We start from the raw sequence: 19,079 nt of genomic DNA on the forward strand, positions 1-19,079 counted from the left end.
AAAAATACGTAAACTTTAAAAGAAACGATATATTTATGGGGATAAAAACTAGAGATAACAATGGCATACAAAGAATAGACGACTTCACTTATATAATAATAAGGAAAACTAATTTAAAAAACTAAAGAGAGATCGATGCTAGCAGATAGCAGTAACCCGCAATCAAAGCCAAAGAAAAGGCTAACTTTTTTAAGCCGTGTACTCAGTGTGCTCATTAAAGCGGCTATATTGTTGATGCTATTATTTGTATTTGATAGGCTCTTACCCAGTATCAGCCAACAAACTCAGTCATTTGTGATAGCAAAATGGCAACAGCTCAGTTTATTACAGCAAGAACTACCGACGGAAAATAGCTTACTCAGTCCACTCCCAGAACAACATCTAACAGATACGTGGGGCGCTGCACGCAGTCAAGGTCGCAGTCATGAAGGTATCGATATCTTTGCCGCACGAGGCACACCAATACGAGCCACGACACAAGGCATCGTCAGCAAAGTTGGTGAAAATACGTTAGGCGGTCGTGTGGTGGTCGTGGTTGGACCAGGAGGCGCAGGGCATTATTATGCGCATTTAGAAGATTATGCAGATATTAGTCCAAACGACTGGGTTAATGCCGGCGATATCATCGGCTACGTCGGCGACAGTGGCAATGCAAAAGGTACGCCGCCACATGTGCATTATGGTATTTATATCAGCGGCAGTGCAGTGAACCCCTATCCACTTTTACAAAAAAATTAGGGTATCGCAGCTGATCTAATGTGGGCAGCTGGAAATACCATGCTGAACGTCGAGCCTACCCCTTCTACTGATCCAATTTGCAAATTGGCTTCATGCTGATATAAAACGTGTTTAACGATTGCCAAACCTAGCCCTGTGCCGCCAGTCGCCCGACTACGACCTTTATCAATACGATAAAAGCGCTCCGTCAACCGTGCGATATGCTCAGGTGCAATACCAATACCGTTGTCTTCGACGGCAAATCGGCAACCTTCTGACGTTTTTGTCCAGCTAATGGCGATATTACCGCCCTTGGGCGTGTATTTGATGGCATTAATCACCAGATTAGAAAGCGCACTATTTAGATACATCTCTGAGCCATACAGTCCGTCATAAGTATCTATCTGCAAGTGAATGGTATGCCCATACTCTTGATTGTACGCTTGCGCATCATCATAAACATGGGTCAGCAGCTTGGTCATGTCAATATAACTGAGCTCATGGGTTTCTTCGATTTCGATGCGAGATAACAGCAATAAGTCATTCACAATTCTATTCATACGCGCAGTCTGTTGGCTCATCAGCTCAAATCCGCGCTTCCAATGCGGCGGCATATCTGGCTGATCCGAAAAATTTTCTAGATAACCCATCATGACGGTCAACGGTGTGCGTAACTCATGCGAGACATTCGCCACAAAATCGCGGCGCATCTCCTCTAAATGATGCAAGCGCGTCACATCATAAATAATGAGCAGCTTCTCATCGCCAAAAGGCGTGAGCTCACACTTTAAATAACGCTTGGGCGCGCGCCACGAGACAATGTGTACACCATCCTGAGCACCATCGTTAGGGTTAGTCGTCGCCTGATAATACTGACGAAATTCAGGCGCACTGATAAAGTCAAAGATGCACTTACCTTTATCTGACAACTGTAACAACATTAAATCTTCGGCAGCCTGATTCCACCATTCAAGCCCATCATCGTCATTGAGCAAAACCACCGCATCACGCAATGCGCGTAGTGCGCTTCTAATTTTTTTGAGTTGATCCGTTGTATTCTGCTGAGTTGCTAGCAGTGACTTATTTTGTTGGTCGCCTTGAGCCGATATTAGGGTGTTCATCCATCATCCTTATCACTATTCGCCGTTTTTCACTGTGCTGCGATTAACATACTGCTTTTATAGCGAATAAAAACCGTCCGTTAAATTGGTTCAATAAAGCTAGAAAATCGATAGCCTGTCCCGCGTACTGTCTGTATCAACGTATCACATTGATGTGGTCGTAGTAATGTCCGTAAACGTTTGATATGCACATCAATGGTTCTATCTTCGATATATACATTACCGCCCCATACTTGGTCTAGCAGCTGCGTCCGCGTATAGGCACGCTCTGGATGACTCATAAAAAATGCCAGTAATCGATACTCCGTAGGCCCGACATCAACCACTTTACCAGCCGCTGTCACTCGCTGACTTTTGGGATCAAGGCTCAGATTGCCGATTTCGATAGGTTTATCGCTACTGAGCGCGTTACTACGCCGCAATACTGCTTTGATTCTGGATATTAACTCACGTGTCGAAAAAGGCTTGGTCATATAATCATCAGCACCAGCATCGAGGCCATGCACCTTGCTGTCCTCTTCACTTTTAGCCGTCAACATAATGACTGGTATCTCAGCGAGTAGCTCATCGTTTTTGAGCAATCGGCAAAAATCAATGCCACTTTTATCGCCGGGTAGCATCCAATCTAGCAAAATCAGCGCAGGTCGGTGATCGACCACTTGTTGGTGCGCCTCAGATACATCCGCTGCCTGCAGACTATCAAATCCCGCCATCTCTAGCGTCATGACGATCATTTCACGAATCGCAGGTTCATCTTCAACAATCAAAATTTGCTCATTATACATACGGCATTCTCAGTGTTAGAGGACAACATTTAGCTGACAAAAAAGGCGATAAATGCTCGCCTGCTGCTCCCTATTAAACGGGGTAATTATGACAGTTTAATGACATTCAACTTTTAAGCGCTTCATAGGTCTCGTGACGGCTAATGCTGAGTTTACTCAATTTATTTCTAACAAGAAATTCAATGGCCCGTCATTGACGCTCGACACTTGCATATTGGCACCAAACTGACCCGTTGCCACGTTTGGATGTTGCGTGTTGGCATAGGCGACCAATTGCGCAAACAACGCTTGCGCCGCATCAGGTACCATCGCACCACCAAAGTCAGGGCGACGACCCTTGTCTGTTTTTGCCATTAGCGTAAACTGTGATACCAATAATAGTCCGCCACCAACTTGCTGGACATTTTTATCCAGTTTGCCGTACTTGGCAGGGTCATCATCATTGTCAAAAATACGATAGGTGAGGATTTTATCTACCATGCGCTGGGCGCTTGTTAGGTCGTCATCAGGCCCTAAACCAATATAAGCCAATATGCCTTGCTCAATCGTACCAACACACTGCGCATCGACGGTGACACTAGCACGGCGTACGCGCTGTATAAGTGCTTTCATTTACGGATTCCTTACCAATTATGCCCATACAATAATACGCCGTCCATGATAAAATACGGCCATTCTCTTGCTTATTAATTATTACATCACACCCTATTTTGGTAGCCTCATTATGAATGTATTCACTACTTTACAACAGCTTGTCCCGCAGCAGCAACTGAGTAAAGTTGCTGGGCGTCTAGCCGCTAGCCGCCATCCTTATGTTAAACGCACGTTTATCCGTAGCTTTGCTAAAGCCTATAACGTCAGCTTGGACGAGTATGAGCGCCAAAGTCTCAACGCCTATGAGAGCTTTAACGATTTTTTTACTCGTGAGCTAAAAGAAGACGCGCGCCCTATCGACATGACGCCTCATGGTATCGTCAGTCCTGCCGATGGTATTATCTCGCAGTTGGGTCAAATTGACGACCATAAATTGCTCCAAGCAAAAGGTCGCTATTATGACGTTGGTCAACTGCTTGCTGACAGTGAAGATGGCCGCTATTTTGCGGATGGGAGTTTTGCAACGGTTTATCTTGCGCCCAGTAACTATCACCGTGTCCATATGCCCTTCGCTGGTACTCTGACCAAAACCCGTTATGTACCGGGTACGCTGTTTTCGGTCAACAATACTACAGCGGCGAACGTGCCAGACTTATTTGCGCGTAATGAACGCTTGGTTTGTCTGTTTGATACAGCATATGGCAAAGCAGCGGTGGTGATGGTTGGGGCGATGATTGTCGCTGGTATCGAAACAGTGGCGACTGGTAAAATTGCCCGCACTGATGATATTCAAGAAGCTGAGCACAATATGAGCTTTGAAAAAGGCGATGAGCTGGGTCGTTTTTATTTAGGCTCAACCGCAATTGTCATTCTACCAAAAGGCGCAAAAGCAGATTGGCAAGACAGTATGAAAGCCGATAGTGTGGTAAAAATGGGACAACTACTGGGTGTCGCTAATACTCAATAGGCAAGCGATTTAACGACTCAAAAAAGCTCAGTTCAGCATCCTAATTTATGCTTAACTGAGCTTTTTATTGTGGGTAATTATCTTATCGCAACATATTAGGGCGTGTCATCAATTAGCACATGAATACATTTAGTGGTCTTAAAATGGCTAAATTTTGCTAAACATCGTCAGAAATCTTGTCAATATATTCATATTAACGGCAATTTCTTCCTTGTTTATCTACAATTTTTCTCATTTTAAGCCTCACAATCTAATTGATGACACCCTCTAGTTAATAATGAAAGTAGTTAATAACGAAAGTGTTTGAGAATAGGATAAGCAAATAAGATATTTTCTTCTTGCGTACCGCGTCCGATATTGTGAATAATCAGCGGTGTACCATCCGCAGCGACTTTATCAGAGACGATACCTGTATGCGGCAGATTACCATTCGGTAGTCGCCACGTCACCACATCGCCTGCTTGAAAACTGGCTTTATCAGTCGTCGATAATGTCTTTGCGTGACGCGCAAAAAACACTTCAAGATTGGGCACTCGGCGATGATCGATATTCTTATCGGTTGATTTCAGCCCCCAAGTCTTTGGATAAGCCGACCAATTTGACTTCATATCATGGTTGACTAATTGCTGTAGATCTATATTTTGCAAGCGATAAGCACGGACCATAACATCGGTACAGACGCCAGTTTCTATCGGTACATCGCCACGCGGAAAATCCAACTTGCGGTAAGCAGGATCATAGCTGGTGGTAATGCCGATCTGTTTTTTGGCATCGTGCGCCAGTTTATCACCATTACTAATAGGTGCGGCGGCCTGAGTTAGTTGCGCCAAAGTTAATAGGCTAACAAAGACGAGCGATTTAGCAAAAACCTTATAAGTACCAGTAATTCTCATTTAATAATCTCTCTATATAATGTACTTAATCGCTCATTTAGCTAATTCTAAATGCTTTACTAGTTGAAAAAGATGAATATTTGCAAACATGTAAACGGCAAAATAATGGCTCTATTTAAGCATCAATCAACCACCCTTGCTGGGTCGCATAGTCGATATTTTTTGATAGCCAATCATGAATGGGAGGAAAGCTGTCTTTGATAAAAGCAAGTACTGTAGTCACTTGCGAGCACGTGACGTTAGCATCAATCCACGTTTTTCCATTGGTATTTAAATTCAATAAAAACGGCAATAAGCGATCAACCACTCTGAGCAGCTGACTTTCATTGCTGCTACCCGTCTCCTGCTCTTCCCAAATCTCATTTAAATCCATGATGCCATTGCCACGCTCACGTTGTAACCTGGCAATACCAGCGCGTTCTTCAATGTGCGCCTCGCTACGACTATTTGCGAATAAAAACGTATCGCCTGCGTCAATCTCACCCAAGTCATGTACCAATGCCATCTTGAGTAGTTTTTCATGATTGACATCTAGCTCAAACTGTTCAGCGATAGACCAGCACGCCATCGCTAAATGCCATGAATGTTCGGCAGAGTTTTCTTTGCGTGTGGTATGCGTCACATAGCTACGACGACTGATACGTTTAAGCGCATCAAGCTCTAATAAGAAATGAGTGACATGATCTATGTCAATGTTTGAGGCAAGCGTTGGGTTGGTTAATAAAAGGGGTTTGGTTGATGGCATAAATTTTCTCTTAATTTTTCTACGAAGATATAGCGCTTCATTTTATCTTTACGCATAAGCAAGTATTATACATTTTATGAGCGCTATAAAAGAGCATGCCAACCTATAGCTAATGAACACTACTATAAAAAAATAGCGCTTATGTGAGTAAGCGCTATCGGCTTTATCTTGAGTAAAAGAACTATTTAATCAAGTTACTGATGGTTTTAAAAGCAGGGTCTTTACTACTTCGGCATAACTCAAACAGAATGGTTTCAACCGTGGTAATCACGCCACCAGCACGGCGAATACGGCGTATTGCTTGCTTTTTATCATATGGGAAGCGTGAGCCGACCGCATCACCAATGATGACGGGCTGCATACCATTATCTAGCAAATCAAGCGCTGTTTGTAGTACACAGACATGTGTTTCTACGCCAAATAGCAAAACAATACTTCGATTTTGCTGCGCTAAATAATGCCACGAATCATCATTATCACAAGCACTAAAAGTGACCTTTTCAAAGCTTTTGGCGTTATCGCCTTCTAATACCTCGCGTATTTCAGGTAGCGTGTCGCCGAGCCCTTTTTTATACTGTTCATTGAGCATGATAGGAATATTCAGTGCTTGCAGACCTTTAATAAGCGTCACTGTTTTTTTGACGATGTTTTCATGGTCATAAATATGCGGTGTTAAGCGTTCTTGAACATCGATTATCATCGCTTGGGTATTTTCGCGAGCAATTCGATAGGTACGGTCGGTAATCATAGTAGACATGGCACACTCCTTGTACGGCTGACTTTATTGTTAAAGGCTATGTTAATTTTATCATTGATATTGTCTTTATGAGCCTTACTCTTATTTAGTCATAGTTTGCTGAGGGCGTCAATGGAGATAGTCTCTAATAATGATTAATAACAATTCATCACGTTTGATTCATACTGCTTGATATAGTTTCTTAATGAAGAGTAGCCAATAACTATATATTATGGCGTCTAGCATTCCTTAATAAAGACTGTTTTTGAGTCATAACCATGACCACACCGAAAACAATACCAAAACATAAGGTTAAAAGATAATACGCCATGTAACTGAGCGTGTTTATGAAAGCAAAGAACATGCTGTTTAAAGTAATGATTAATATCGCAGCGATAGTACCGCCGAATAGCTCTCGATATTTTTTATTAAAAACCTTAAAGGCCACCAACGGTATCGCGATACCAAACAAGCCAAATGTAGTACCCCAAACACCTGCCATGTCCATATCAAAATATAGCACCCCTAAAACATTAGCGAAAATACCACATATAAAAAAGGTAATCGTAAAACGTATAGGACCCAATACTTTTTCCAAAATATAACCTGTCGCAAAAAGCATCCCCAGACTCATTACTAAATGCATAATCCCTGCGTGTACAAAAAGTGCTGTCACTACTCGCCAATACTTACCAGCTTGCAGCGCGTCCATCGTCAACCCACCTACACTATTTACCTGTCTAGATAAAGAATCAATGATATCCATACCCATGAATACGGTCAGTATAAATGCACCTATACAGGTCAGTATTAACATTAACGTCGCAGGTCGCTCTTTATTACTTCTAAACCAAACTACTAGGCTCTTTGATAGATCACTTACTGGTGCTCGTTTTTTTACGGGCTTTTGTTTTTGTATATGTTTTTGCGTACTTTTCTTTTCTTGACTATCAAACTCTGCTGCGAGAACGAGCAACAAGCACAGCACCATACCAATAAAAAACGAACCAAATCCCCAAACAAAATCACGATCTAAACTGTCAGTAAGTAATCCTGTTTCAGGCATCAATACCAAGTGTGGCAAATTAGATTGCCTATTAGCCGTAGAAATCGTGTGTAAGTAAGCATTTCTGCCATTTGATGATTTAAGTTTCTTAAAGTAGCTGATATTAGAGAGGTCTTTGGCTTCGTACTTATGGCGCGAGTCGTTAATAAACGCTGAATATTGACTGTCTTTAATACTTTGGTCTGCACGATTATCGTATTTCGTGTGGTAGCTAGAACCTAGCCAAATATTCTCAGCGGCTATAAATGGCGTCGCAATGTAATAATCAATATGCAATGTTGAGTCAAAATTTCGTCCACTGATTACTTGTGTTTCTATATAAGAAACGCTCTCTAATTTGAGTGGCTCAAAATCATTTACTCTGAAATACTTTTGCTTTGGATAATGACGAATATCATTCAAGCTATTTACTTCAATGACTTCGTAGGCAGCCTTAGACAAATAGTTTTGGCTGAGAACGAGCGGTATCACTAATGCTAAAACCATCGTTATAAAAAAGTAGCCTAAACTACTACGCTTAACCCACTTTAAAGTCAGAAGCTCATACCTCGGCCACATCCAAATACTAACGACTAAAACAGATAAGAGAAAAGGAATACCAAAATCCCAATAGCCTTCCTTTAAAGGTAGAATATCTAGATAAATATCTAGCAACCAACGTAAAGCACTGAAAAGTAGAATGGTCAGGATACTAAGACCTAAATATGGCAAGAATACTTGCTTTAGTTTTAGTTTGATCGATTCTTTAGCGCTTAGGCTTTGCGTTCGCTTCTGCTTATCTCTTTTGCTTACTCTTTTTTTGTTTCTGCTTCTGTTTTTATTCTTATACCTGTACTGGCTTTGCTTATTATTATCCATGCCCTATCACCACAAATCTAGCGTACCTTAAACTGTTGAAATGCTTTTTTATCAATCGTTGCTTTTAAGACTAATAGTAAGCAAATAAACATGCCAATGATAAAAAACCTAAAGAATTTTGCTAACTCTTTATATGTTTTTTCGTTAAGTGTGCTCAACTGAGATACAAGTATTATTGGGTCATTAATATGTTGCTGACCTGACAATCTAATCGCTTCTAAATAACCATACTTAGTATCTGAGTTTTGCAATTTTTCAAAATAATCAGCAGTAGATATCTCTTCATTTGCATATTGTTGTCTAGAAATCTTTTTAAAATTTTCTATTTGTTGAACTTTCTCTTTTTCTTCAAGATCATTATCAATAACCTTAGTAAAAGCCTGTCCCCACCAGATATCTTTATCTCCATAAAAAGGAGTGGCAAAATATAAGTATATTTTTAACTCTTGTCTAGATTTCCCCATCTCCCTAGCATTGAAGTAAGAAACAACCCCTTGTTTCTCAATACTTTTATTATCAAATTGGAAGTATTTTTGTTTTGGATATAATTTAATATCACTTATATTACTTATATCAATAATGTCATATGCTGCTTCATATAAGTAAGCTTGACTGATTGATATAGGCGGAAATAAAGCAAGTATCATCACCAAGTAAAATACATTAGCGCTATTATCATCAAATAATTCAAATCGTAGCAGTCTAATCCTTGATCGCATTATGACAAGCACTAAAGTAACACTGATAATTATTGGGATAATTAAGTTCCAGACCGTATCTTTTAGAGGCCATATCCCTAGACAGATGTCTAACATCCATCTTATGATGTTGTAGAATAAAATGGCGCCAATACTAAAACCTAAAAAAGGAAGAAAGATATAGCGCATTTTTAACTTAAACACCTCTAAATCTAAGCGCCTCTTATCTGACGATTTATGATGTGCCATTTATACTCTACCTTTCATTACTATGACTTAAACCAAAAAAAAAGCGCCTCCAACATTAAGTTAGAGGCGCTCATCTTACAAGATATTAAAACATATTAATCAACAAATATTAGCTTAGCTGAAACTTAAACACGCTCAATAATAGTCGCGATACCTTGACCAAGACCGATACACATCGTCGCAAGCCCAATTTCAGTATCTGACTGCTCCATGGCGTTTAGCAAAGTAACCGTGATACGAGCACCTGAACACCCTAGTGGATGACCTAATGCAATCGCGCCACCATTAATGTTGACGATGTCTTGCTTGTCCGTCAAGTTTAAGGCTTTTAGTACTGATAAGCCCTGCGCTGCAAATGCTTCGTTTAGCTCAATAGTTTGCATATCATCCATGCTCATGCCAGCGCGCTTCAATGCTTTTTGCGTTGCAGGTACTGGACCATAGCCCATGATAGCAGCATCACAACCAGCAACCGCCATGCTACGAATACGCGCACGTGGCTTTAGACCTAGCTCTTTGGCTTTTTGCGCGCTCATGATTAGCATCGCTGATGCGCCATCAGATAATGCAGATGAGGTAGCAGCAGTCACGGTACCACCTACTGGATCAAAGGCTGGACGTAGCTTTTGCATTTGCTCCATCGTCGCATCAGGGCGAATCACTTCATCAACGGTACATAGTTGCAGGCGACCTGCTTCGTCATGACCTTCGATACCGATAATTTCATTATCAAAACGACCTTCAGTAGTCGCAGCCCATGCACGGCGATGCGACTCAAGACCAAAGGCATCTTGCTCTTCACGGGTGATGTTATTCATACGACCTAGCATTTCAGCGGTCAAGCCCATCATGTTTGAGGCTTTTGCATAGTGCTTTGATGCTTCAGGATTAAGGTCAACGCCATGCATCATGCCGACGTGACCCATATGCTCAACACCACCAATGATGAACACATCACCTTGGTTGGTCATGATTTGAGCCGCTGCAGTGTGAAGCGCCTGCATAGAAGAACCACACAGACGGTTGACTGTTTGGCCACCAGCAGTTTTTGGAATACCAGCTAGCAGACCGATGTTACGACCGATGTTCAAGCCTTGCTCTAAGGTCTGATTGACACAGCCCCAAATGATGTCTTCGACGTCACGTGGGTCAAAGTCATTACGTTCAACCAATGCACGAACCAATTCAGCAGACATGCTATCAGCGCGGACATGACGGAACATACCGTTTTTGGTTTTACCCATCGCTGAGCGTACGCCATCTACGATGACCACGTCTTTTGGACTTAAAATTGTCATACTATACTTCCTTTTCAATTTTTATTGTCAGTGTAGTCAGCCCATTTCAATGCTATTACTTCGTCAATCTCACTTGAAGTACAATACGTACCTCTGCGCTCGATTTCCTTGTACTAGCATTAAATAAAACTAACTATAATCGTACGTCTACTATTAAAGAACCTTGCTACTAAAGAGTAGTGATAAACTAATTTTTCTCAGCCTAAATAGTAAACGTACGGCACTTCATCCTAGTAATGACTACCCATTACGCGGTGGCGTAAAAGGTCTCGCCTGCTGCTGCCATGTCGCGAATCTTTTGCGGGGCTTCATAGGCTTTGCCAAGGTATGCGTATTTTTCACACAGTGCCAAGTAGTTATCTAGACCCATTTGGTCGATATAACGGCAAGGACCACCGCGGAATGGCGGGAAACCAACACCCATAATCATCGCCATATCGGCTTCAGATGGCGTGCTGACGATATTGTCTTCTAGGCAACGTACAGTTTCATTACAGAAGGCCAGCATAGTGCGGTCAATAATCGCTTGATCTTCAAACGTTTGCTTGTCGCTATCAGTCGTGGTTTTTAATAGCTCATAAGTGGCTTCATCAGCGACTTTCTTTGGCTTGCCACGTTTGTCCATTTCATACTTGTAGAAACCAACGCCGTTTTTCTGACCTAGGCGTTTGTTTTCATATAAAAGCTCAATTGCGCCTTTATAATCAGGCTTCATGCGATCAGGGAAACCTTCTGCCATGACTTCTGCGCCATGTACGCCCGTATCCAAACCAACCACGTCGATTAGATAAGCAGGACCCATCGGCCAGCCGAATTTTTCCATGACTTTATCGACATGAGCAAAATCAGCGCCTTGCTTGAGGAGCAAATCAAAGGCACCAAAGTATGGGAACAACACACGGTTCACTAAGAAACCTGGGCAGTCATTAACCACAACAGGCACTTTACCCATTTTAGACGCTAGCGCAACGGTAGTCGCAATCGCTTCTTCAGAGGATTTCTCACCGCGGATAACTTCAACCAATGGCATACGGTGTACTGGGTTAAAGAAATGCATACCAACGAAGTTTTCTGGACGCTCAAGTGCTTCAGCCAAGAAAGTAATAGAGATGGTTGAGGTGTTTGACGCTAGGATACAGTCGTCTTTTACTAGACCTTCTACTTCTTTTAGTACCGCACGCTTCACATTTGGATTTTCTACGACCGCTTCGATAACGATATCAGTTTCAGCAAAATCGCCATAATTCAAAGTGGGACGGATACGGCTTAACGTTTCGCCCATTTTAGTTGGGGTCATTTTGCCGCGATCGACCATTTTGCCAAGTAACTTGCTGGCTTCGCCCATACCAAGGTCTAATTGCTCAGACTTGATGTCTTTCATAATGATTGGCAAGCCTTTACTCGCTGCTTGATAAGCGATACCACCACCCATGATACCAGCGCCCAATACTGCGGCTTCATTGATTTCATGTGCTTTTTTGCTGTGCTGCTTAGCTAATTTTTTAACCAACTGATCGCTTAAGAACAAACCAACCAAGCTTTCTGCTTGTGGCGTTTTCGCCGCTTTTGCAAAACCAGCCGCTTCTACTTCAATCGCTTTATCACGTGGTAAATTAACGTGTTTTTCCATCGCAGCGATAGCAAGTGCTGGCGCAGGATATTGCTTAGGATTGGCTTTAGCAAAGATCATACCTTTTGCGCTGTTAAATGCCATCGCTTGCTCAAGCTGATTTAGCTTAACAGGAACGAGTTTCTCTTCACGCTTCGCTTTCCAATCAAGCTCACCTGAGATACATTTTTTGACCAAATCAATGGCAGCATCTTGCAAGTCATCAGCAGCAACGGTCGCATCAACCAAGCCCAGTTTTAGGGCATCAAGTGGTTTCTTTGGTGTACCAGTCGCAATCAGCTCAAGCGCATTATCGATACCAATCACACGCGTACTACGAACCGTACCACCAAAACCTGGGAAGATACCCAGTTGGGTTTCTGGTAGACCGATGATGGCTTTGTCGCTCATGACGCGGTATTCACAAACCAAAGTCATCTCACAACCACCGCCAAGCGCCGCGCCATTGATGGCCGCTACTTTCGGGAAAGGCAGGTCTTCAAAGCGGTTAAAGGCGTCATTGATACCTACGACCCAATCTTTAATCTCGCTTTCTGGCTTTTTAAAAGAGCCAACGAATTCTGTGATATCAGCACCAGCGATAAAGACGCCTTTGCCTGAGGTCACGATTAAACCTTTGACGTCGTCGGCTTTTTCTAAAGCAGTAACCGCTTCACCAAATTGCTTATTGGTTTCAGCATCAAACTTGTTCACGCTCTCATTTTCGGCGTTGTACTGCATATTGGCGATGCCATCCTCTAGCATTGTCACCGTGATGCGATTTCCTTGGTATACCATTTGGAACTCCTTGCTATATAACGAAAGCTAGTTTTAAAATTAAAAGTTTTAAAATTAAAGGTCATAGCCAGTTATTGTTAGAAAAACGAGTAATAACACTGCCAATATACTGTGTTATAAAGTCAGTATAGAGTAAGCATTGAAGATGTCTTTATTATCCAGCGCTCATGGTTATATATTCATTTTTTATGCTTAATATTACCGCGTTAGCACAAGTGAATACGGCGCTTCATTTATATATATTGTTACCAGTACTGATATTGAACATACTAACATTAAAAATATGGACTGAGATTTGAGCAAATTTTTCGCTGAAATAAGCACGCAAACCTCTAGCCCTAAATCATCAGATCATTTTTACGCCAATTAGTGTAGGGGATTATGCCCCTAACTGTCACAAGCTAATACCATACTCACAAGTCACTCTTAAATCAGCAGCAGCCCTTTACCTGACTAGTAATGTGCTTTAAGTGACGGTTTGTATACTGAAATTGTATACTAAAAATTCGTCTTTTAAAGATTATAATGACAGATGCTTATCGTCACACGCCGTCACACGCTTAACGTGATTCTTTATCAAAACATATCCACTGACTAAGTTAAATCACCAATACGTAACGAGGGCTTGTTGCATTATTTCGGTGTACTTAATCGAATTTTTAACAGTAAGCTGCCAAAAATATGGCATTGATGATGTTCAGCCCATAAGCTATATAATCTATCATGCTACACTAGCGATATTTTTATTATTCACCTGATAAATGGTTGGGTTATGACTGTTTCCTCTACGCCAAGCTTTATACCTGAAAGCCTTATGCCTTCAAGACTTGTATCTTTTACTAGCTTTAATAACAACACCGAGCAATTTCATAGCGCCGTGCGGGCGCAACTTGCACAAGATATCGACGTGCTGTTTGCGTATGCCAACCTGCCAAGCCCCTTGGTTGATGCCTGTCGTTATGTGATGACCGGTCAAGGTAAATTGGTGCGTCCACTATTGGTTGCCAGTGCCTTTGATAGTGTCAATCAAAGCAATGCTAATGCCAATGAAAATACAGATAAAAGCACTGACAATAAAAACAGTATGGCTAACGCTGATGGTTTGGAAGCTCTGTTAGAAAACGAATCCGATTATGATATGGCGCGCCGTGCGGCATTAGCGGTGGAGCTGCTGCATACTTATTCATTGGTACATGATGATTTGCCCTGTATGGACGATGATGAGCTGCGCCGTGGTCAGCCAACGGCTCATATCGTCTTTGAAGAATCGACCGCCCTACTCGCTGGTGACGTATTACAGACGCTCGCCTTTGAAGTATTGACCGCAGAGCTGCCCACTTTTGCACCCTTTGATTCAGCCATCGCCAGCCAGCTTATCGCAATATTTGCGCCACGTGCACGGCGTATGGTTTCTGGTCAAATGCTTGACCTGAATGCTGAGGCTAGTGCTAATATTTCACAAGGCGATCTAGAAGCTATCCACCGTGATAAAACAGGCGCATTGATTGAAGCAGCTATGCTTATGGGCGGTATCTGTGCTGGTGCAACCGCTCCGCAGCGCATGGCCTTGCAGGAGTGCGCCCAGCATATTGGTCTCGCCTTTCAGGTTCAAGACGATATTTTAGACGTCACGACCTCTACTGATACCCTTGGCAAACCTGCTGGCAGCGATGAAAAATTAGACAAATCTACCTATGTGAAATTGATGGGCGTTGAGCAGGCGACTAGCTACGCGCAATCACTATTTAATGATGGACGTGCAGCCATCATTCGTGAACTCAGTCATCATAAACCAAGCAGTAGCGAGCTTGGTAATGACGCAAACAATGATGCTTTACTGGCATTAATAGAATGGCTATGGGCACGTAAAAAATAGCCAAAAATTTAACCATCAAAGAACGGTAATGAGTGGTCAACATGGACAGTAACCCTATCCCGCGTATTTATCTTGGCACTGGTGGCTATAGCGATACCGACTTGCTTGGTACGCTGTATCCAACTGGCACAAAGAAAACGGACTTCTTACGCGAATACGCCAAGCAATATGGCGCGGTGGAGATTAATAGCACCTTTTACGCGCCTATCGGACAAAAAGCCTTTGCTGGGATGGTTGATAAAGCTTATGTGCAAGCAAATAGTGAATTGAAGTTTGCGGTCAAGCTGCATCAAGACTTCACTCATGCACGTAAGGGCACTGCTGAACATGCGCAAGCGTTTTTAAATGCCCTATCCCCGCTTATCGAAGCCAATGCTCTAGCGCCTTTACTATTACAATTTCCCCATGGCTTTGATCGTACCCGTGAGCATCGACTCTATCTAGCAAATCTCGTTAGTTGGTTTCAAGATTATCCATTAGCGGTCGAGCTTCGTCATAACGGCTGGCATACCCCGCAAGTGGTCGATAGCTTCGTCAAGCAAGGTTTGATTTGGTGTAGCGTCGATTATCCGAAAGTCAACGGTCTACCACCATCACGGCTGATATTTACTGAGCGTACTGGCTATCTGCGGATGCACGGTAATAATCTGAACTGGTGGGATGCGATGAGCGCCGCTGACCGGCATGATTATCGCTATAGCGAGACAGAAATGCAGGACTGGGCGCAAGCGATTGCTAATCAGCGTCAGCATTTTGATACGCTATATATTTTTTTTCAGAATACCGTCAACGCCCATGCTTATTATAATATTGCGATGCTTAGAGAAGCGTTGGGTAAGTTTGGGTTTGAGATTCTATGATATTTATAAACTATAAAACGATTTTACTAAATGGGTCTTTAAAAAATGTCAAATAAAAAAGTCAGAAGTTATTGTCGCAGTTGTGGGCAATCTACCAACCACAACATACTTGCTGAGCAAATAGATTCTTTCCGAGAGGACTACGAGTATGATCAAACTTATCAAATTCTTGAGTGCCTTGGGTGTGACACTAAATCTTTTAGAGACGTACTTGAAGAGATTTAACATGCTTTTCAAATTTCTCAAAATGAATGGGAAGTTCCAACTTCCATTACTGTTTACCCTCGATTCATCAAAGATCATCGTTCTTTAGATGGCGAATACCATCTGCCAGTTACAGTTAGACAAATATATAAGGAAGTACTCCTAGCTTTTCAGGAAGAAGCTCTTATTCTTGCAGGATTAGGATTAAGAGGAACAGTTGAAGCAGTCTGTAATGATTTGAAGGTTACTGGCCGAGACCTCGAAATTAAGATATCTAAGTTAGCGACTGCAGGTTATATTTCTCGTAGAGATGCTGAACGACTACATGGAATCAGATTTATGGGAAATGACGCTGCTCATAAGATCAAAAAACCCAATACAATTCAACTATCAGCTGCTTTAAAGATAGTCGAACATATGCTTTTAAGTGTTTATATTCTTGAAGAACAAATACAAGGTAATATCGATACATTAATAACAGAGTTTATGCAATTCGAAAAGATATTGAACAAGAAACTTGAACATTTTAACTCAGGGGATGAAGTGCCAATTATGGGTATATTTGGCAGCGATATTCGCCGAATAAAAAACTCATTGCCTGACTTGGAAGCTGAACTTATAAAACAGATTGATGCTGGCACAATTACAAATATTAAGAAGGGAAAGGTAGATAAATACGAACACTCAAAACATGACCTTCAACATTTTATATTATAGTGAATAATTTACTGAAAGCACTTTGAAAAGATATCAACTTAACCAAATAAAAAAGGACGCCTTTCAGCCTCCTTTTTTATTAATCAAATACTTAGTCGTTAAAGATTACTCTTCAACACCAGCATCTTGACCTTTATATTTTGCGTTTGCGTAGTCCCAGTTCACTAGATTGTCTAGGAACGTGTCGACATAATCAGGACGACGGTTACGATAATCGATATAGTACGCATGTTCCCACACGTCACAAGTCAATACCGCGATTTGGTCATGTGCAAGTGGCGTGTCAGCGTTAGCAGTTTTGGCGATAGACAATTTGCCACCGACTTTATCAGCGACTAGCCATGCCCAACCTGAACCGAACTGAGTCAATGCTGCGTTTTTGAACTCTTCACGGAACTTGTCGTAGCTACCGAAGTCTTCTTCGATTTTAGCTTTTAGATCGCCAGTAGGTTCGCCGCCGCCATTGGTTGGCGTCATGCAGTTCCAGTAGAACGTGTGGTTCCATACTTGGGCTGCTTGGTTAAACATACCTTGCTTGCTGTCATCTTTAGCGGTTGCCACGATGATTTCTGGCAATGTTTTGTCTTCTAGACCAGAACCTGGTAGCAATTCGTTGAGCTTAGTCACGTAAGCATTGTGATGCTTGTCGTGATGATATTCTAGCGTCTCGGCACTGATGTGTGGCTCTAGTGCATCTTTTGCGTATGGTAGCTCTGGTAAAGTAATGTTTGACATAGTTATTTTATCCTTGCTGTTTTTAGCCGTCATTTGATAAAAACTCATTATAGAAACTGAATTTTACGCTATTTTTACATGATAAAAAACACGATAAAATGGCGGACTAAATTGGCTGAGTTTATTGTTTGAAATGAATGTTATTGCTTAATACCGTTTATTGTTTAACACAGTATCACGTATTATTATGAATCCAAAATTAACTTACTTTTGTTACAGTTTGCTCAAAAGCCAAGTGCTTGACTTCATAAGCATTTATTAACTTAATATTCACAAGCCATAAGATATCATTCACGGTAGCTTGGCGGGTATTATAGCAACAGTGGCGACAAATATCAGTTACCAAATGTTATGGATAACACTGTTAGTATAGCCTTTGGTTGTCTATAGACTAAGCGCAGAATGCCTTACCATGCCAATCGTGCTAGGCACTTAGCTGACTGATAAACTGATAAAATTGGCATTAAGATACCGCTATAATTTAAAAACTGACCATACTTTCAATAATGATACTTTCACTAACCATATTCTTAATAATGACATAACGGAATAACCCTATGAGCACCACGAATACCTCACGATCCTCTACCCAATCGACCCTTGATAATCAATGGGTGCTCGCCAGTAATAATAAAGGCAAACTGGCTGAGTTTAAAAGGCTGTTTGCCGAGGCAGATTTGGGTGTGACGATCATCCCGCAAGGTCAGCTCAATATTGACGACGCCATCGAAGACGGGCTAAGCTTCGTAGAAAACGCTATTATCAAAGCGCGACATGCCAGCCGTATCAGCGGACTGCCTGCGATTGCTGACGACTCAGGACTGTGTGTGCCTGTATTAGGTAACGCACCGGGCATCTACTCTGCTCGCTATGCTGGTGAGCATGGTAACGATGGTAAAAACAACATCAAGCTCATCGCTGACTTGCAGCCTATCCGTGATGCGCAAGCTAACAAACCTATTAAAGGGTTATTTGTTTGCGTACTGGCGATGGTTCGTCATGCTGATGATCCGCTACCTATTATCGCGCAAGGTCTATGGCAGGGTGAGATTTTAGAGACAACGCATGGTGACGGCGGTTTTGGTTATGACCCGCTATTTTGGTTGCCAGAGTTACAAGCTAGCGCCGCGAGCTTAAGTGCTGCTGATAAAAATAGCATTAGTCATCGTGGTCAGGCGATTCAGCAATTATTGGCGCAGTTGCCGTTGTAGATAACCCTTAAATCTTATAGTCGATTCAATTTAGCCCTTTAGCTATTAATGCTGATACAAGAAAGTCTAGCGCAGAGGTACAAATCGTACTTTAAGCGAGATTGACGATGTAGCAGATTCAAAGTGAATTGACGATAAAGAGATAATTTTTACTTTAATAAACAGATAGATTATACTGTTCTACTTTTAAAATTTTGTTGAAAGCCGTTATTTGTCTGTATAATTCACCAAAAAGCGTTATTATGCGGTGCATTAACGGTTTATGATTGATATCTGATAGCGCCTATTACTAAGATAACCGTTTCACATTTTAGTACCAGTCAGCGCCAGTGGTGACCAAAG

The 19,079-nt window shown here is 41.9% G+C and carries 17 protein-coding genes; 6 read left to right on the forward strand and 11 right to left on the reverse strand.

Going from position 1 to position 19,079, the window contains the following annotated elements; genetic code table 11:
* Positions 1-135 precede the first annotated feature (135 nt).
* A complete protein-coding gene (locus ACP7AE_RS03260; RefSeq protein ID WP_426241305.1) occupies positions 136-738 on the forward strand; it encodes a M23 family metallopeptidase in 603 nt (200 codons plus the stop codon).
* Here the strand turns inward: ACP7AE_RS03260 and phoR are convergent.
* The 3 genes from phoR to dtd all read right to left on the reverse strand — a co-directional run bounded on the left by phoR (position 735) and on the right by dtd (position 3,235).
* The gene (phoR, locus tag ACP7AE_RS03265) at positions 735-1,838 is read right to left on the reverse strand and encodes a phosphate regulon sensor histidine kinase PhoR (protein ID WP_426241307.1); all 1,104 of its coding nucleotides are present in this window, start codon (positions 1,836-1,838) and stop codon (positions 735-737) included. The two genes, ACP7AE_RS03260 and phoR, sit on opposite strands and share 4 nt — an antisense overlap.
* A gap of 80 nt (positions 1,839-1,918) precedes the next feature.
* A complete protein-coding gene (phoB, locus tag ACP7AE_RS03270) occupies positions 1,919-2,623 on the reverse strand; it encodes a phosphate regulon transcriptional regulator PhoB (protein WP_055125876.1) in 705 nt (234 codons plus the stop codon).
* Between the two features lie 156 nt (positions 2,624-2,779).
* Positions 2,780-3,235 carry a D-aminoacyl-tRNA deacylase gene (gene dtd, locus ACP7AE_RS03275; protein WP_201540665.1) on the reverse strand — a complete coding sequence of 152 codons (456 nt, stop codon included), beginning with the start codon at positions 3,233-3,235 and terminating at the stop codon, positions 2,780-2,782.
* 112 nt (positions 3,236-3,347) lie between these two features.
* Between dtd and asd the strand changes: the two genes are divergently transcribed.
* Positions 3,348-4,184, forward strand: coding sequence for an archaetidylserine decarboxylase (gene asd, locus ACP7AE_RS03280; protein ID WP_201502575.1), 837 nt, complete (start codon positions 3,348-3,350; stop codon positions 4,182-4,184).
* Positions 4,185-4,471: 287 nt separating this feature from the next.
* On the opposite strand, the gene ACP7AE_RS03285 is transcribed toward asd, so the two are convergent.
* From ACP7AE_RS03285 to fadB, 7 genes are all read right to left on the reverse strand, one after another.
* Positions 4,472-5,077 carry a DUF1287 domain-containing protein gene (locus ACP7AE_RS03285; RefSeq protein WP_426241310.1) on the reverse strand — a complete coding sequence of 202 codons (606 nt, stop codon included), beginning with the start codon at positions 5,075-5,077 and terminating at the stop codon, positions 4,472-4,474.
* 115 nt (positions 5,078-5,192) lie between these two features.
* The gene (locus ACP7AE_RS03290) at positions 5,193-5,822 is read right to left on the reverse strand and encodes an HD domain-containing protein (RefSeq protein WP_426241312.1); all 630 of its coding nucleotides are present in this window, start codon (positions 5,820-5,822) and stop codon (positions 5,193-5,195) included.
* Positions 5,823-6,003: 181 nt separating this feature from the next.
* On the reverse strand, positions 6,004-6,579 hold the full coding sequence (locus ACP7AE_RS03295) for an isochorismatase family protein (protein ID WP_201554866.1): 576 nt from the start codon (positions 6,577-6,579) through the stop codon (positions 6,004-6,006).
* Positions 6,580-6,781: 202 nt separating this feature from the next.
* Complete coding sequence (locus tag ACP7AE_RS03300; RefSeq protein WP_426241315.1) at positions 6,782-8,482, reverse strand: rhomboid family intramembrane serine protease; 1,701 nt, start codon at positions 8,480-8,482, stop codon at positions 6,782-6,784.
* A gap of 17 nt (positions 8,483-8,499) precedes the next feature.
* On the reverse strand, positions 8,500-9,429 hold the full coding sequence (locus ACP7AE_RS03305; RefSeq protein WP_201540668.1) for a hypothetical protein: 930 nt from the start codon (positions 9,427-9,429) through the stop codon (positions 8,500-8,502).
* Positions 9,430-9,554: 125 nt separating this feature from the next.
* On the reverse strand, positions 9,555-10,727 hold the full coding sequence (fadA, locus tag ACP7AE_RS03310) for an acetyl-CoA C-acyltransferase FadA (RefSeq protein WP_201540669.1): 1,173 nt from the start codon (positions 10,725-10,727) through the stop codon (positions 9,555-9,557).
* A gap of 247 nt (positions 10,728-10,974) precedes the next feature.
* Positions 10,975-13,134 carry a fatty acid oxidation complex subunit alpha FadB gene (gene fadB, locus ACP7AE_RS03315; RefSeq protein WP_426241318.1) on the reverse strand — a complete coding sequence of 720 codons (2,160 nt, stop codon included), beginning with the start codon at positions 13,132-13,134 and terminating at the stop codon, positions 10,975-10,977.
* Positions 13,135-13,906: 772 nt separating this feature from the next.
* Here fadB and ACP7AE_RS03320 point away from each other — a divergent pair.
* The 3 genes from ACP7AE_RS03320 to ACP7AE_RS03330 all read left to right on the forward strand — a co-directional run bounded on the left by ACP7AE_RS03320 (position 13,907) and on the right by ACP7AE_RS03330 (position 16,791).
* The gene (locus ACP7AE_RS03320; RefSeq protein ID WP_201540671.1) at positions 13,907-15,010 is read left to right on the forward strand and encodes a polyprenyl synthetase family protein; all 1,104 of its coding nucleotides are present in this window, start codon (positions 13,907-13,909) and stop codon (positions 15,008-15,010) included.
* Positions 15,011-15,051: 41 nt separating this feature from the next.
* A complete protein-coding gene (locus ACP7AE_RS03325; protein WP_426241320.1) occupies positions 15,052-15,870 on the forward strand; it encodes a DUF72 domain-containing protein in 819 nt (272 codons plus the stop codon).
* Between the two features lie 348 nt (positions 15,871-16,218).
* Positions 16,219-16,791 (forward strand): DUF4145 domain-containing protein, encoded by a 573-nt coding sequence (locus tag ACP7AE_RS03330; protein WP_426241372.1) that lies wholly within the window; start codon positions 16,219-16,221, stop codon positions 16,789-16,791.
* Between the two features lie 105 nt (positions 16,792-16,896).
* Here the strand turns inward: ACP7AE_RS03330 and ACP7AE_RS03335 are convergent, their stop codons facing one another.
* A complete protein-coding gene (locus ACP7AE_RS03335) occupies positions 16,897-17,526 on the reverse strand; it encodes a superoxide dismutase (protein ID WP_426241322.1) in 630 nt (209 codons plus the stop codon).
* A gap of 557 nt (positions 17,527-18,083) precedes the next feature.
* On the opposite strand from ACP7AE_RS03335, the gene rdgB reads away from it, so the two are divergent.
* The gene (gene rdgB / locus ACP7AE_RS03340; protein WP_426241324.1) at positions 18,084-18,737 is read left to right on the forward strand and encodes an RdgB/HAM1 family non-canonical purine NTP pyrophosphatase; all 654 of its coding nucleotides are present in this window, start codon (positions 18,084-18,086) and stop codon (positions 18,735-18,737) included.
* Positions 18,738-19,079 lie beyond the last annotated feature (342 nt).

Origin of the sequence: Psychrobacter sp. TWP2-1-2 (assembly GCF_049896785.1) — a bacterium.
GTDB lineage: Bacteria > Pseudomonadota > Gammaproteobacteria > Pseudomonadales > Moraxellaceae > Psychrobacter.